The organism is Variovorax paradoxus, assembly GCF_040544635.1.
Taxonomy (GTDB): Bacteria; Pseudomonadota; Gammaproteobacteria; order Burkholderiales; family Burkholderiaceae_C; genus Variovorax; species Variovorax paradoxus_R.
This window is the reverse complement of record NZ_JBEPKJ010000011.1, coordinates 209,876-226,643: the sequence shown is the minus strand read 5'-3', so window position 1 is coordinate 226,643 and position 16,768 is coordinate 209,876. Positions and strand designations below refer to the sequence as shown.

The window sequence follows — 16,768 nt, the reverse complement described above, 5'->3', positions numbered from 1 at the left end:
TTGATGCGGCTTCGTCGACCGAAGACCTGTGCGATGCGCGAAAGTGCGGTGTCAGTACCTGCAATCTGTCCGATGTTCAGAAACTTGCGTTCAGATTGAACCCGAAGGTGGCCCTGGCCGTGCGATACCCCTCGGGCTTGCTGATCGGCGCCCCCATGAAGAAGTCATAGCTCAACTTGCTCCACTGCCCCCGCACGCCAATGACTGCGCCCGCGAGGCTGCGGCCCAGCAGGTCCACCGTCGAGCGCCCACCCACATGCCCGTAGTCGGCACCGACATACAGCTCCGCCCCGCTCTGGCCTGAACCCGTGGGGATGGCCCACCCGATGTCATTGCGGATCAGCCAGCCCCGCTCGCCCATCAGACTCGTCTCGCCGTCGAAGCCGCGCACCGTGTAGCGCCCGCCGATGGCGAACCGGTCCTGCGACATCAGCGGCGTGCGGTTCCACTGCGCGCGGATCAAGCCCGAATAGCGCAGCTTCTGCGCACCCAGCTTGAACGGCGCATTCAGGCTCACCTCGGCCGTGTAGAGCTTCATGCGCGAGGTGCCGTCCAGCGGCTCGGCGGGGTTGTCGCGGTGGTAGATCTCCTGCGGCGAGGTCCTGGCGCCAAAGCCGCCCGTGCCGTGCTTGAACGCCAGCGTCCCCTCCAGCGTGGCCTCGCCGATGAACTCCTTGTGATTGAGGCCTAGCTCCCAGCCCCCCACCACTTGGTGCTGCACCGGCAGCTCCTCATCTTCGATGATGCTGCGCGACTCCCGGCGGAAGCCCTTGAGCGCCAGCGTCGTCTTGCGGCTCTGGTCGCGGTACAGCAGGCGCGAGAGCTTGACCTCGGCGTTGTTGGACTTGCCGGCGTAGGTGATGGGCCCGTTGAAACTCTCCACGCTCTGGTGGTACTGGCTGTTGGAAGCGGTGAAGCCCAGCATCCAGTAGCCGTAGGGCAGCGAGTAGTGCACCGTCTGGCCCTCCGTGCCGTAGCTCGGCTCCGAGAGGAAATGGTTGTTGATGCTGTGGTTGGCGCTGACATAGAACAGATCGTTCAGCCCGAAGGGGTTGTCCACCGACACCGTGGCGCCGGCCTGGTAGCGGCCGGTGGCCTCGGTGCCGCTGTCGTCCAGGCTCAGGGCCACACGCCACTTCCTGGCCTGCACGTACTTGACCACCAGGTCGCTGTCGCCCGGCCTGGCGTTGGGCGCCGTCGAGGGCTCGATCTGGATGTCGGCCTCGGCCGTGGGCGCGCGCTTCAGGTTCTCCAGCCCCTGCTCGATGTCGCGCAGGTTCAAGAGATCGCCCGGGCGGGCGGGAATGGCGGAGCCCAGCAAGGCGCCGCTGCCCAGCAGCGTGGCCGAAGAGTCCGGCGTCAGGCGGATGGCCGCGATGCGGCCAGGCACCAGCGAGAGGGTCAGGGTGCCGGTGGAAAGATCCTGCGGCGCGGCCAGCACCCGGGTGGTGACAAAGCCCCGCGCGATGGCCGCCTGCTGGGCGCGGGCGAGCACCACGTTCACGCCCGCGGTGCCCAGGCAGCGGCCAAGGGGTGAGTCGTTGCCCTCAGGACCCGACAGATCGGAAACAGCCCACTGGAACAATTCAGCCTCGTCGCCGACTAGGCGCACGCGGTCGATGCGAAAGCACGGGGCTTCGGTCTCGGGAATGCGTGCCACTGGTATAGGCGGTGCCGTCTGCAGGCGCTGGTCGACGGTGCGCTCGTTCTGCTCGCGCAGGGCGCGTTCGCGTTCTTGTTGGCGTTGCTGCTCGACGAAGGGTTGGGGGGTGGTCGGAGATTGCTGGGCCAGCGCCAGCACGGACGTGCCCATGGCAAATGCAGCAGCGCAGGCGCCTCTTCCTACGCGAGAACGGGGGGTGTAAGTCATGAAGTAGCCATGCGAGGAAATGTGTCCTCACGCGATCGCAAGGAAATTAATGAAACAGGGCTTTCAGACGCGGGCACAAGCCGTCCGGTCAACTGCCTTCTATTTCGGAATGGTTTCTTTGTGCAATCCGGTGACCAGTGATGCCGAGCAGTCGCGGACGCAGTCCACTTTCGCGGCCTACTTCTTGTTGAGTTGGTCGACGAAATCCGTCAACGACACATCAATCGTTTCGTCGGTTTCCTCATAGTCGTCAGGCTTGTTGTAGTCGTACTCAAGCTTGAATTTTCCATCTGGAAAGAGCGTGAAGGTCAGGCCCCAGATACGCTGGCCAGTGGTCCTGAGAAGCTCGTCGCGGAGGAAAATCGCCGCATCTAGCCCGGCCCACATGGCATCCTGGTTTTCCTCAAACCCCCGCGACTCATCGACTACGCCATTCATGATCAGCCAATGGGAACCGGAGGCCATCTTCGCGTAGACACGCAGCTTGCACACTGCGCCCTCCCATTGCCGCGAACCAATAAACGAGAGCAAATAAGTCCCGATGGCGTCGTAGGCTTGCTCAACGGTATTCATCATCGGACTTCTTTTCATTCGCTAATGTGAGCGATGACGCCTCCCCAGCGGCCGCCAATCGGCTGCCCCAAGATGAATTTCTGCTTGAGAAGGGCGATTTCCAGTCGGAGCATCGTGATGCTGCCAGTCAGATTCCCTCCGTGGTCGTCCTTCGATGGCGCGACATAGGCAGGATTGCGATACATGTCGAACTTCCCCTGGAGATGCTGGTGCATCGCAGGGTCCGTTAGCACATGCGGCGGCTGATCGGGGATCGCCGTGGCGAAGGTCTTGAGCCAATCGAAATGCTGCTGCGTGTACGCAAACTTCTTGCGCGTCTTGAACATCGCCTTGGCCTCCGCGACTTCGCCGGCAATCAGCAGCAGGTTGATCGCACGCATGTAGCCGCTTTGCGCCTGGCTCCAGTAGCTGCCCGACTCCTGCATTTCCGTTTGCGCAATCTCACGGGCGCCCTGCGCGAGCATCGCGCTGTCAGGCTCTGCATCATCACGCATCGCCCGCGCGAGTGCCAAGGCAACCAGTACTTGACCATGGTTGCCCGGGAAAATGCCATCGATCTTCCAGCCACGCATTGAGTTGTCATCGCTCTCGAAGCGGGGATCGACAAGTGCTTTCTCCAAGCCCTCGATTGCCCAACCCAAGAACTTGCGGACGTAGGGATGACCGTATTCGCCTACCGCCACTTCTACGGCGTTCTCAAGATCGCGGGCGAGTGATCCGGGTCTTGCCAGCTTGGACCAGTCGTCGCTGCAGTAGAACCCATTGAGTTCTCTATTTTCGACAATCTTGCTCCATCCGCCATCGCTTGAAAGATCTGTTTTGAGCTGGGCAAGCCACGCATCTTTGAAGTTCATTCCTCTGCTCTCGCTATTGCTGTTGAAATTTGATGACGCGCGTTGGGCGGCTGCCTATCCGGCCAACCAAAGTGCCATCGAACCTGGCTGCTGCCTTAGTCGCATTCGTTGGGCCGACGTACAGTTCAACTTGATAGGTCTTTTTGTCAATCTGTTGAATTAGTTCATCTTTGGTTGATTTCGGAAGATTCGAATTTTTGATGCTGTCCTCAAGCTTTGCCAGATTCGTGTCCAGCGTGCGTTGTCGATTTTCGCCCAGCGCGCTCAGCGCCGAGTCACCGGCCTTGGCTTCGCCAATGACGAGTTGAGGCTTGCCATCCACCATTTTGGCGTAGCCCAGATCGAAGCCGTTGTCCGACTTTCCGACCTTCGTTTCAAATGAGGCGACAAAATTTTGGCCGTTTTCTTCTTTTGCCAGTTGAAGGGCGGACGCCTCAAGATTTTTGCCGGTTTCTCTGAAGTTCGAATCTCTGACGTACGCGTACTTCGTATCGGCAGCGTACGTAGGAATCAGATTTCCATCGAAATCCGCCACAGCTGCGACGGGCTGCAGCATCGGCCGCTGCACCAACCCCGTCCAGCCCATGGCCTTCAGCAGCGTGGTTGTACCGATCGCGCCCAACGCTCCGTCCAGCAGCAGCTGGGTTCGAATCTCTGTCGCCCGCGTGGTGTTGCCTCGCGCCTCGGCGGCATCCGCTTCGTTGAGCTTGGTCTGCACCGCGGCCGGCAGATCGGTGATCGTGACGGCGGTCTGAACAACCAGATTCTTCAATGCGTCCTGCGCCGCTTCGTCTCCCAATGCGGCGCTGGCCGCCAGACCGGACAACATGATGGGCGCCCCCATGAGCCCTTCAACGGTGTTGACGCCCGCAGTCAGTGCGCCGTAGGTCTTGGGATAGGCTTGCGCGAACGCGTACTCGCGCAAGTCGGCACGGATGCTCTCTCCCTCCGCTCTTACAGAGGTCGCCAGGGGCCAGATGTCCTTGTAGGTCGCCCCGGCCGCTTGCAGGTCCGCATACAGAACGCCGCACTGAGCTTGGGCTGCCGGATTTGTGCAGGCGTTCTTCAGCTGCCGGTCACGCCAACGATCGACGGTGTTGAGCGTGTCGATCTGAGACTGCTTTTCGTCTCTGCACGCCTGCGTCTGGCACGCGGTTTTTTCTTCCTTGAGGCGATCACGCTCCTGGGCCTCGGCGTGATTCAGATAATTGTTCGCAGCCGCATTGCTGCCCGCTTGGCTTCCAAGATTGATTTGCGCCGCATCTCCTCCAGTGATTGCCACGGCAAGCGCACTCATCATGGCGGCGAACTGCACGGTGTCAGCTTGCCGTCCATAGGCTTCCGCCGCAATCTCGCCGATGGCGGCACCCAGCGCCCCAGCACCGCACCCACTCGCGCTGTCCGCTCGTGCGGCACCAACCATGCACCCGGCAATCGCATGCGCGACCTTGTTGCTCAAGCCCTCGAAGTTGTCCCCAATCGCATTGGCGCCCTGCGCCGCGATGGTGTCCAGAATGGCATTCTTCAGCCCGTTCTTCAGGTTTTCTTCAAAACTGCCGCCGTTGATCGCGGTATCGATCAACGCACGGGCCGCGCCTGCCTGCAAGTTCTGCCCCAACTGGTTCAAGAACCGCTCGCTACCTCCCCCGGCCGTCGGCAACCCGGTTGGGTTCAGGTTCATCCCGCCGAGCACGCCACCGGTGATGACCGCCGTCAGCAGGTTCTTGACGCTCGCGCTGCTGCCCAGGTCATGCAACGCGCCCCCGATGTCGCCCTGGTTGTTGATCAGGGCAACGGCTGCTTGACTTGCAAGCGCAGTGAGGCCCGCTGTGACAGCCCCGCCCACCACGCCGGAAACGGTCATCCCTCCGGCCGCTATAAAACCGCCCTCGCCCAGGGCGGTGACGCCGCCGGTCACCGCCGTGCCTGCCGCCTCACCGGCAACAGCACCGATCTCGGAAGCCGCCCCTGCCGTGAAGTACGCCACCACGATCGTCACGATGGCCGCCCCCTCCGGCGTCAAGCCCTGCTGGTCGTGGTCCCACTTCTTGTGCGCCTCTTCGACCCGCTGCCAGTCGATCTTGCCGCTGAGCTTCGGATCGTTGGTGATCTGCTCCACCCAGCCCATGCCCGGCTGCTTGGCGAGCGCCTCGACGCTGTCGAGCGCCCCCAACCCAGCCTGCACCCGGTTCGCATTCACCGCGAGATTGCCCACATTGAACTGGTTGTAGTTCGTGGTCTGGTCGCTCTGCCCCTGGTCCTTGAACTTTTGATAGGCGAGGTCGCGGCCCTGGCTGGTGGTCTGCTCGCTGTGCTCGGTGGTCTGGGTGCCGAGGATGAGGTTGTCGGCGCTCAGGGTCAGGGTGCCGGGAGTGTTGACCGTGGTGGCGGCCATCGCCAGCGTCTCGACGGCTTCGATCGACACATTCGCCCCGTTGAGGGTGGTGCGCGTCAGCGTGCTGTCTTCGACCTTGGTCTCGGTGGTCTTGCGCGCGTTGATGCCCGTGCTCGGGTCGTGCCATAGGATCTGGCCCGGCTCGATGCCCTTGGTGCGGAAACCGGTCGATCCCGTGACCGAACTGCTGTTGGTCGCGGCCTGGATGACGACATTGCCGCCCTTGATCTTGATGTCCTTGGCCGCGTCGACTTGCACGCCCTGGAGGAAGACGCTGTTGCCTCCCTGCAGCAACACGCCGCCCTGGCTGCTGCTGATCTTGCTGGCCGAGGCCGTGTCCGAGTGGATCTCGGCGCCGATGGTGCTGCTCTTGCCGTAGGGCAGTATGGGCATGGGTGGGGTGCCGAACAGCGCCGTGCCGAATGCCACTCCGATGCCGCCAATGCCCCGCTTTTCTTTGTCGAACTCGGCGCTGGCGTTCGAGGTGTTGCGCCCCTCGACCACGATCAGGTCTCTGCCTGCGCTGATCGCAACCCCCTGGGTGCCGCTGACGCTCGAGCCCTCGATGAGGATGTCTCTCGCGGCGCCCATGAGCACGGTTCCTCCGGAGAAGCTGCTGCCCACGCTCGTGCTGCTGTCGAAGCTTCCCGAGAACTTGTTGTCGGTGCGGCTGAAGGTGCCCTTGTCGGTCCATTGCGCAGAGTAGTTGCCGGCCACGGTGGCCTGTCCCGACGCGATGTTGATGTCGCGGTTGGCTCGCACGCTGAGCAGGCCCTCGCCCGCATCCACGGTGGCTTGGCGCGCATTGACGTCGCGCCCCGCCGACAGCAGCGTGGTGCCGTTGGTGACAATCGTGCTGCCCAGCTCCCAGGAGCTTGCCGTCGCCAGGGACGTGGTCGTGCTGATGCCGATGGATCCCCGCCGCTCGGTGACGGTTCCGAGGTTGATGTCGTTCTTGGCCGAGATGGAGGTGTAGCCGCCCGCGCCTTGGTTGGAGATGATCCCGCCGATCAAGTTGACATCGCGCCCGGCGCTGGCCACCAGCGTGCCTCCGGGGTTCGTCACATAGAGACCCGCGACGCGATCTACGTTCGTGTTGAATCCGTTGGTCTGCGTGGTGGTGCGAATGTTGATGTCGCGCCCGGCATCGATCTTCAGGCTGTCGCGCGCGTCGATGGTCCCGCCGATGTTGTTCAGATCGGTCCTGGCATTCAGTGCGACGCTGCCGCCGCTGATGCGGCCACCCAGGTTGTTGATGTTGTCGGCATCGATCTTGACCAGGTTGCGTCCTGCGATGGTGCCGGTATTGACGAGATCGCCGCTGCCCTTGATGTTGAGCGTGTCGGCACTGAGCACGGCGCCGTTGCCGTTGATGTCTCCGGGGCGTACACGAACGTAGACCTGCGGCACCAGCACGCGCTGCGTCGAGCCGTCGGGCATCGTCACCGTCTGCTCCACCAGCCACACGATGTCGCTGGTGAGTTGCGCCATCTGCGCCGGCGTCAGGGCGATGCCGGGGCGCAGGCCGTATTCCTTCGCGAAGGTGGCGCCGGCGTTCATCAGCGCGGTGTACTGGTCTTCGTCGTTGTTGAACCCGTCGAGGTAGCGGTAGCCCGTGAGCTTTGCCACCTGTTCGCGGATGAGCTTCTGCTCGTAGAAACCGTCGCCCAGGCGCTTGAGGATGTTGTTCGGGTCCTGGCCGAGGCTGTTCAGCAGGCAGTCGCTGCTGAGCCACTGGCGATAATTCGCGAACCGTGGATCGGTCTCGATCAGGTAGCGGCCAGGGCCGGCATGAATGTTGAACAGGCTGGCATTGGGAATGCTCGTGTTCGGTACGCTGGTGCGAACGACCATGGGTACGGTCTGACTTCCGGCGCTGCCAGCCCCGTCGGCACCAGCCGCCGCACCCGCGCTCGACCCGCTGGTCTTGACGACGCCTCCCACATTGGAGGGAACCTCGACAATGGCTTCCTGGCGCCCGCCTCCAGCAACATTGCCTGTGCCGCCCGCTGCATTGCCGACGGTGGTACGCCCGGCAACGCCAGCGTTGTAGCCCTTGGTGGCATTCAGATGCTCTTGAGGTTCGTAATCCGTGAGCTTGTAGGTCTCGGTCGTCGTTGTCGGCGGGAAATAGAGCGGGGCCTCCGGCGCCTCTCCAGGGCGATTGGGGTTGTAACCGATCCATATGGCGCTCACGGTGGTGTCGCGCTTGCCTGGCGTGGCTTGGTTGTCGACGTCTGGCGCGTTCAACTCGCCGCCCGCCATGACCTGGCTGTCGCGGTTGTAGAGATGCCCGTCCAGGGTCATGTCGCCGCCAGAGACGATGCGCGACGGATCGTCCGTCCCGGGAACTACCGAGTCTTCGGTGACTGTGACAGTGGTGACAGCATTGGTCCAACCTTTGCCTATGACGCTGACGGTGCCGTCAGCGGCCTTGTGGTAGACCAACCGTGTACTGGGATCGCCCCACGTGATGAGATTGCCCTGGGCGTCGTAAGGAGCCCACGATTTTCCATCCATCGTGATGATGCTGGGAGTCAGCACCGTGCTGCTGTTGGTCGCAACCTTCAGGTGCGTGTCGACGTTGTTGATGTTGCCCATGGCGATGGACATAGCACCCAGTGATTCGATGCTGGCGCTCTCGTTGTTGAGCGTGCCGCCTTTGCCAGTGACAAATCGGTCGGCATCCAGCGCCCCACCGATGAGCATGTCGCCGGCGCTGAAGAGCAATGCGTGCTCGCGGTTATTGATGGTGCCGGCGCCGATGTCCAAGGTGTCGCGTGCGGCAATGGTGCCCGCCTTGGTGACACCATCGACAGTCTCGGTGTCGTTGTCCAGCGTCCCTGCAGCTATCGACACCGCATCACCATAGATGCGGCCGGTTCCGAGATTTTGGACAGTGCCGGTTCCGGTCGTGATGCCAGCCACGACAGTAGCACCCGCATTGATCTGTGTTTGTCCTTGACTGTCGATCAGGCCGCGGTTGGTCAGCACGCCGCTGGCGTTGACGATGGTGTTCGTCCCCGAGATCTCCGCGTTGGCCTTGTTGTCGACATTGGCGCCGCTGGCCGTGACCGTGCCGCCCGCAAGCAGCTTGCCGTTGTTGGTCAACTTCCCGGTGGTCGCGTAGGTCAGGTTGCCGCCCGCCTTCACTTCGACGTTGTTCGTCACGTCTTGCGCGAGTGCAATGCTCAGGTCGTTGACGCCGACGGTCGTGCCGTCGCCGCTGAAGCCCTTGGCGTCGATCTCGAGCTTGCCGAAAGCTGCGGTCTGGACCTTGCCGTCCGGCCCGAGCACCGCGGCCGTGCCAGCGACGAGCGTGCCGCCCGTGTTGACGACGTTCAATGTCTTGGCTGCGGGGTTCGCGTGGTTCGGGTCGACGATACGCAGCGTGTGGCCAGCAGAGATCAAGCCATTCTTGTTGGTCAGCGTGCCGCCACTGGTGATGGTGGCATTGACGGCGGCCCGGATGGCTCCCGAGGTGTTGTCCAGGCCACCGGTGCTCAAGGCGACGTTCCGGCCTTCGATGCCCTTGTCAGCGCCCAGCGTGCTGGCATTGAGGATGGTCGCGGCATTCAGTGCCGTGGTTTCGATCGAGCGAATGAGACCGCCGGTGTTGTCGATCTCGCCCGCGTTGATGCTGAGGTTGCCCACTGCCTGGGTCTGGCCGCCGGCGTTGTCGTATTTGGCGCCATGGGTGTCGAGCGTGACCGTGGACTGCCCGATCACCTGGCCTTTGCCCGTGTTGGAGAAGGCCTGCGTATTGGCCACCAGCGCATTCTTCGCGCCGATGAAGCCGGCCGCGTTGTCCACATCGCCCACGTTCTTCAGCGTCAGCGTGTCCGCGCTCGTGATGCCACCTGCCGCGTCTTCTGGCGTGGTGCGGTAGTCGTTGGCATCGGTATTGGTCAGCTTCTTGCCATCCGTATCGATGGTCATGGCGCCACCGGACTGGATCAGGCCCGCATCGTTGTTCAGCGCACCTGAGTTCACATCCACGGTGGTGGTCGCTGCCAACGTGCCCTTCGCGCTGTTGTCCAACGCATTGCCGCGCGTGTTCACGGACAGGCTGTTGCCGAAGACCTTGCCGCCGGCATTGTTCAGGCCGCTGTTCTGCAGCGTGGTCGTGGCGCCGGCCTGCAGAATGCCGCCGTTGTTTGTCGTCACGCCGGTGGTCGTGACGCTCAGTTTGCCATTGACAGCCGCCGTCGTGCCACCGCTGTTGTCCAGACTGGCGGCCGTCAGCGTCGTGTTGCCGTTCGCAGCCAGGGTGCCGCCCACATTGGTCGCCGCCCCGCCGATGGTGGCGGTCAGGTCGCCGACCGCGGTCACGCTGCCGGCGTTATTGTTCAGGCTGTCGGCCACGAGGATGGTGCTACCGCCTGCGCCGATCACGCCCTTGTTGCTGTTGTCGAGCAAGCCGCCCACGGTCAAGCCGAGGTCGGAGGTCTCGGCAGCCCGAATGGTGCCGCCCTGATTGGCCAGGCTGCCGGCCGCAATGTTCGTGTTGCCGTTGCTCGCGATGGTTCCAGAGGTGTTGTCGACCGCGCCGACCACCGTGATGCGCGTGGCATTGGCGCCGGTCTGGATGATCTGGCCACCGCGATTGCTCAGGGAACCGGCGTCGACTGTGATGTGCTCGGCACTGGTCTTGGCCTTCTGGCCGTCCTGGTTGAAGGCGCCCGACAAGGCAACCACCAGCGCACCGTTGGTGGTGATCTGACCGTCGGTGCCGTTGAAGCTGCCGCCAGTGATGTTCAGCGTGCCGGTGCCGGCATGTTCGATCTTGCCGGCGTTGCTGGTAATGGACGCGGCCTGCAGAGTCAGGTCCTGGCCATTGGTGGCGATGCGGCCGCCGTCGTTGTTCAGCGTGCCGGTGGTGGCGATGATCGTTGCGCCGGTGCCGGTCTGCACGATCTCGCCGCCGTTCGTGTTGGCAATGTTCGAGACGTTCAGGTCCAGCTGGCCGGCATTGAGCGTGCCCGCATCGTTGACCAGCGTCTGGCCGGGCTGCGCGTTGGCGGTGATGCGCAAGGTGCCCGGCGTCACGATCTTGGCCTGGTTGCCGGTGACCACATGGCCCTGCGTGGCCGTGACCGCGACGTCGGCCGCGCTGGTCTGGCTGCCCGAGAGGTCGATGCTTGTGCCTTGGAGCGTCGCACTGCCAGCGGCGATGTTGGTTCCGTGCGCCGTCAAAACGCCGGTGCTGGTCACATGCAAATCACCCGCGCTGCCGAGCGCACCGTCGCTTTGGACGCCGGCGCCGAGTACCCCGTTGCTGCCGCTCTGCACGCTTGCAGCCGTGATCGTGGTGTTGCGGCCTGCCGTGATGCTGCCGTCGTTTGAGAGCGCACCGCCGACCGCGACACTGACATTGTTCGCACCGCGCAACGTGCTGCCGTTCGTGAGCGCGCCTGCATTCAGGGCCAGGTCGGTGACCGCGTTGATGGAGCCGCCACTGCCGTTGACCAGTTGATTGGTCACTGCCACCTGCACGTCCGCCTGTGCCGACTGAACACTGCCCTTGGTGTTGTCCAGCGAGCTGGCGCTGAGCATCAGGCGCTGGTTCGAGGCGAGCGTGCCGCCGGTGTTGTTCGTGGCGCCCGTGATGCTGGCCGTCAGGGCGCCATTCGCGGAGATCGTCCCGCGCGTGTTGTCGGCCTGTCCGCCCACCGCCAGCGTGGCGTCGGTCGCACTGGTCAGCTTGCCGTCGACATTGACCAGGTCGCCGGTCGTGGTGATGTTCAGGCTGCCCGCATTCAGCGTGCCGCCGGTGTTGTCGAACCGCTCGACATTGGCGCTGAAGCCGTTGCTGACATTCAGCGTGCCGCCGTGGTTGTCGAAGGTCGGCTGGCTCACGGCCATGCTGGCGACGCTCAGCATGCCGCCGTTGTTGTTGATGTTCGCGCTTTGCAGGCTGATGGGCCCGCCGGCGTAGATCTTGCCGCCGTCGTTGCGGATCGTGCCGGTGGCGGTGATCGCACCCGGCGACGGTGGCACGTATGGGGCGGGCGTGATGGTGCCGCCGGAGCCGTTCTCCGCGCCGGTGCCCGCCGTGGGCGCGGTCGGACTGGTGGTGCCTCCCCTCCCTGTTCCGGTGCCGCCGCCCGTTCCGGTGTCGGGCGTAGACGGCGCAGGCGCCACAGGCTCCAGCCCGATGACACCACCGGTGGTGTTGCTCAAGGCCGGCGCGCTCAGCGCGAGGCCGGTGCTGCTGGTCTGGCGGATGGTGCCGCCGCGGTTGTCGAGGTCGCCCGTTGTGCTGCTCAACTCGATGCGCGCGCCTTCGAGCGTGCCGCCTTTACCGTTAAGAGAATTGGCCAGCGTGTCTTGCGAAACGACCTTCAGATTGCCGCCGCTGCTGATGCTGCCGCTGTTGGCGACACCCGTTGCCGCGAAGCTCGCGTCGGCCGTGCCCTGGATCGTTCCGATGTTCTCGAGACGTCCGGCGCTCGTGACCACAAGCTGACCTGGCCCCGCCAATGCGGTCGCGCCGGTTGCAGCTTGGATGGTGCCGGCGTTGCGCACGCCCAGGCCGGCCTCAGTGCCGATCAGGACAATTTTTCCGGCATACATACCGCCGAGCGCGGCCACGTCCAAAGCAAAGGTGGGGGCCGTCCCGGTGCCGCTGGTTGGCGTGATCTCGCTGTGGTCGGCGCTGACGGTGTTCGTACCTGTCACGACCTTCAGTTCGCTGGCCCAGATGCCGGCGTTGGCTTCCACGGCGCGGGCTAAAATTGCTGCGTAGTCTGTTTTGCTGGCATCGAGGCCCGCGCCGTTGATCGTGATGGTGCCGCCCCTCACGAGGAAGCTGTCCAGGCCGCCGAATGCATTCATCTGCGGCACGCCGGTCGTCAGTGTGGTCCGCGATGCGTTGATAAAGCCGGCGCCATCGACATGAATGCCGGCCGGGTTGGCGATGATCACCTCGGCCCGCTGCCCCGCCACCTCCATGTAGCCGCGAAGCTGGCTCGGATTGCCGCCGTTGACCTCGTTCAGGATGATGCGTGCGGGGCCGGTCGCGAGATAAGGATTGCCCTGTACGATTCCGCCGAGTTGGGTGGCTACATTGACACGGCTGTTGTTGAAGATGGCCCCATTCGGAGCCACGTTGAATTGGTTATAGACATTGCGAGAGACACCCGCGGCGCTCGGGGTTTGCACGTTGATCAGCGGCACGCCGTTGGGCGCGACCATCACAGTGGGCCGCAGGTTGCCGGGCACATTGGGGGCGCCGACGATCTGAGCCTCTCCAGGAACCGCGATCAGTGCGCCGAAGAGCGCGACAGCCGTCACCGCCGCACCCGCGCCACCGGACCCGCCCGTGGCCTTGGACTTGCCCTTCCCAGTGCTGCTGGCTGTTTCTTGCACCACCATCCGCATGCCTCTGGCGGCGTTGAAGATGATGCGATGCAAATGGCGATTCATGTTTTAGCGCTCCCTGATTGTTGTCTGCTTGCAACGTCTTTTGTGACAAGACGAACCAAGCGGGGGAGCGATTATGCGGAACGGGTGCGCGAGGACGCACGGTACTAATTCACAGATCCGAGCTGCTCACGAAACTGCGCGCCGAATGTAATTAGTACGGGCTACATTTCGTCGGAATCATGTGGGTCCAATGCGACGAAATGGCGATTCCAAGCCCCCTGCTGAAGGCTCGTGTTTGCACAGGCCAACTGTCGATGCGAGCCAAGCACTGCGGCTGAGTTAAAAGGTTGCGGTGATGCGTCAAGTGGCTTTGGCCGCTGCCCGTCTGAATTCGGATAGGCGGACATCTCGCCTCGGGGGCCGCCATCAAACTATCCGACGATGACCGCTTTCACGCACGACGAATGTCGCCTCGGGGCCGAGGCTGTGTGAAAACGTCGATCCGTCGCCTATACCCGTTTGAGCGAGGTGTAGAGTGAGCCCCTTACCTGGGTGAGATGATCTGATACGCTGGTTCGACCTTGGCTGCATCGCCGATGCATCCCATCAAATAGTCCCATTGTTTCCTCTGAGTTCATTTAACTCGACTCACCTCTTGCGTCAGAAGGCGAGCCGCGTTGGAAGGCTATAGGCACGCCTCTTCGAGGCGCTGAGCGATCGCATCATGCACGGCAACTTTTTCTGGATCTGCGGGATACCCATAGATCCCGTGGCGATAGAAATTCGCTAGATATCTGTGAGCCATCGGCAAGCCGCCCTCTGCAGCTGAAGCAATCCACCTCGCTCCAGAGAGTTGAACCTCTGGATCATCACTCAGCGTGAGCTGAGCGCCGATAAGACACTGACTGAGCGGATCACCAGTCTGTGCGGGCACCAAAAGCAGGTCGAACGCCGCATCCTCATCCTTTGGAAGGAATTCGGAGTGCCCACTCATCATGAGTACCCCGAGAGAAACCATTGCTGGAACATGCCCCGCTTCAACGAGTTCGCGAAGCAACGCTATTCCTCGTTGCGGCTGGTGCTCCACATACCTGCCGCTTATCAGGTGTGAAGCCAATGCGGATTTCGCGTCTTGTGAACCATTGTTGGCGGCGATTTCACACCACTCGAATGCCAACTTTTCGTCTCTTTGTCCCGTGAGTCCAACGGAAAAGAGGACCGACAAAACACACTGCGCAACAACGTCGCCTTCTTGCGCAAGGCGCAGACACCAAGCGTGCGCGTCAGCGGACTGTTCAGGCAGAGAAAACCCTTGCCCGCGTAGATACGAGGCAGCGTGCTTTCGCGACATCACATCTTTCACATCTATAGCCTTGAGTTAGGACGGACCCAGTGGCATTGGAATTACGGGATGGGCGGGACACCGTGCATTGTGGGCCTCCACCTTCTGATTGAATCCCGTTGCGAGTCGTCGATATTCACCCATGTTACCGAGTAACCCTTGACTCCACAGTCCGCTAATTAGAAGTCTGTTTCTCAGTAGTTGGTCCTGCTCTCGCTTGCATCCGTCGTCAGGCGGACAGCTTTGGGGCGGTAAAGGAATTACATTGTCATAGGTGGAGTCATTCACCGCAGGCGTTGAAGGCGCGTCCGGATTCGACGTATTGCCAGAAGTGTTCAAAATGGTCGCAAGAACAACTGCAGTGCCGATGGCCGCACCGGTCCCACACCCGATAGGACCCGCCCATGCCCCAAGAGCGCATCCTGTTGCTGGATTCAAACCGAAGGGGTCCGTCAAGCTAAGCGAATTTCCTTCTACATATCCAAACCGGTTCCACCCACCGTTCAGCCCAATCGGATCCGGCTGGCTGTACCGCCCCGTCCTACTGTCGTAGCTCCGGAAGTAGTTGTAGAAGAGGCCACTCTCCTCATCCGCGTACTGCCCCGGATACCGCAGGTTGAACTTCACCTCCGAGATGTTCGTGGTGCCCGGGTTCGGTGTCGTCTCCAGGTTCGCGAACCTGTTCTTTGCGATCGTCGGCTTGTCCTCCCCGAACGCGCTGTAGCTCCACTGCCAGACCGCCTGGCCATCGGCATTGCTGATCTTCCTGGGCGTATTCAAGTGATCGCTGTGCACCGCGTAGGTGGCGCCGTCGATCACGGCCGCAACCGGCACCGGCCCATTCGTCGTCGGCAGATAGATGTACTGGGCTTGCCCGGCGCTGTTCGCGCCGCCGCTGCCCACCTCCGCGATCAGGGTGCCGTTCTCGTCGTAGACATAGGCATACCCCAGGTGCTCAGCCTCGACGGTGGTCGGGCTCCACAGCTTCGTGAAGAACGCCACCAGGCTGCTCCAGAATCCGGGATCGTTCTCGTCTCCCTGGTTCGGCGGGTACAGCGGCTCGGTCTTGAACATCCGCTGGCCCAGCGCGTTGTGCGCGTAGCGCGTGGTCGGGCTCACGTCGGTGGCGCCGGTGGTGGCCGCGGCCAGGTGGCCTTCGGCGTCGTAGGTGTAGCTCCTGAGGCCATCGCTCACGAGGTCGCCATTGGCGTTGTAGCCGTAGGTGACGCTGGTGGTGGCGCCGCTCATGGTCTGGGTAAAGCCCGTGAGCCGGTTGCTCGTGGCGCCCACGGTGTAAGTGCGGCTGGTGCTCTGGCCGTTAAGCACCCGCGTGCTGCTCGAGCGGTTGCCGTTGGCGTCGTAGCCGAATCCGGCGGTGCTGCCGGTGGCGTTGAAGCTGGAGATGCGCCCGACTGAGTTGTAGCCGACGGCCCAAGTCTGGAGGGCCAGAGAGATGGTGTTGTGGGTGGGGTCGGTGTCGGCGGGGCCGTGGAGGTTCTGCGTCAGGCTGGTAATACGTCCGGCGGCGTTGTAGACGTAGCTGCTGAACTCGGTGACGGTCATCCGGCCTGCGGTGTCGTAGCTGCGGTTGGCGGTCAGGCTCGGGCTGGCGAAGGCCCAGGTCCACGCCGTGGGCTGGCCCAGCGGGTTCCAGGCGATGCCGGTGACCAGTGGGTTGCCGTTCAGGCTCAGGCCCGTGAGGCGGCCGGTGGCGTCGTAGCTGTGGGTGAGCAGCCCGCCATTGTTGGGATAGCCGATGCCGGCCAATGTGCCGTTCGGGTTGTAGCTGTAGCTGACCTGCTGCACGGTGCCGTTGGCCAGGGTCTGCTTCTTCAAGGTCACCCGGCCAAAGCCGTCGCGGGTGTACTCGGTGGTGCCGCTGCGGTCGACGATCTCCGAGAGGTAGCCCTTGCTGTTGGCCGAGAGGTCGTAGCGCAGGGTCGTGGTCTTGCCGTCGGCGAAGACCAGGCCGGTGGGACGGCCCAAGGCGTCGCGGGTGATGGTGGTGGCCTGGCCCAGGGCGTCGGTGATCTGGCTGGGCAGGCCGAGGCTGTCGTACTGGGTGCTGGCGACTCCCGTATCGGCACTGCTCTCCGCCGTCGCTTTCCCTTGGGCGTCGCGGGCGTAAGTGGTGGCCACACCCTTGAAGTCCTTGGCCTCGGTGACGGCGTCCAGGGCGTTGTAGGTCAGGGTGGCGGTAGCGTTCGCCTCATTGGTGATGGTTTTGACGCGCCGCAGGCCGTCGAGATCGAACCTGGCGACTCTCTCGTACGGACCGTTTGTTGAATTCCACCGATCTCTGACCCGAGATTTCCATCGAATACTGACCCACCCGCTTTGTGAGCCTGAAGGCTTCACGATGTGGA

General features: G+C 62.9%; 6 protein-coding genes. All 6 read right to left on the bottom strand.

The features are described 5' to 3' along the window. Positions 1-76: 76 nt before the first annotated feature. Positions 77-1,813, bottom strand: a complete 1,737-nt coding sequence (locus tag ABIC94_RS19720; RefSeq protein ID WP_354374668.1) for a ShlB/FhaC/HecB family hemolysin secretion/activation protein — start codon at positions 1,811-1,813, stop codon at positions 77-79. A gap of 234 nt (positions 1,814-2,047) precedes the next feature. Next, entirely contained in the window at positions 2,048-2,446 is a 399-nt protein-coding gene (locus ABIC94_RS19715) for a hypothetical protein (RefSeq protein WP_354374667.1), read from the bottom strand. 11 nt (positions 2,447-2,457) lie between these two features. Next, the gene (locus ABIC94_RS19710) at positions 2,458-3,297 is read right to left on the bottom strand and encodes a hypothetical protein (protein WP_354374666.1); all 840 of its coding nucleotides are present in this window, start codon (positions 3,295-3,297) and stop codon (positions 2,458-2,460) included. A gap of 13 nt (positions 3,298-3,310) precedes the next feature. Beyond that, positions 3,311-13,120 (bottom strand): two-partner secretion domain-containing protein, encoded by a 9,810-nt coding sequence (locus tag ABIC94_RS19705; RefSeq protein WP_354374665.1) that lies wholly within the window; start codon positions 13,118-13,120, stop codon positions 3,311-3,313. A 625-nt stretch (positions 13,121-13,745) separates the two neighbouring features. Next, a complete protein-coding gene (locus ABIC94_RS19700; RefSeq protein WP_354374664.1) occupies positions 13,746-14,423 on the bottom strand; it encodes a tetratricopeptide repeat protein in 678 nt (225 codons plus the stop codon). A gap of 15 nt (positions 14,424-14,438) precedes the next feature. After that, on the bottom strand, positions 14,439-16,760 hold the full coding sequence (locus tag ABIC94_RS19695; protein WP_354374663.1) for an RHS repeat-associated core domain-containing protein: 2,322 nt from the start codon (positions 16,758-16,760) through the stop codon (positions 14,439-14,441). Between the last annotated feature and the right edge of the window lie 8 nt (positions 16,761-16,768).

What these genes read in the sequence shown, in the direction of transcription:
- ABIC94_RS19720 (WP_354374668.1), bottom strand. Translation starts at nt 1,813, where the DNA reads ATGGGCACGTCCGTGCTGGCGCTGGCCCAGCAATCTCCGACCACCCCC.
- ABIC94_RS19715 (WP_354374667.1), bottom strand. Translation starts at nt 2,446, where the DNA reads ATGATGAATACCGTTGAGCAAGCCTACGACGCCATCGGGACTTATTTG.
- ABIC94_RS19710 (WP_354374666.1), bottom strand. Translation starts at nt 3,297, where the DNA reads ATGAACTTCAAAGATGCGTGGCTTGCCCAGCTCAAAACAGATCTTTCA.
- ABIC94_RS19705 (WP_354374665.1), bottom strand. Translation starts at nt 13,120, where the DNA reads ATGAATCGCCATTTGCATCGCATCATCTTCAACGCCGCCAGAGGCATG.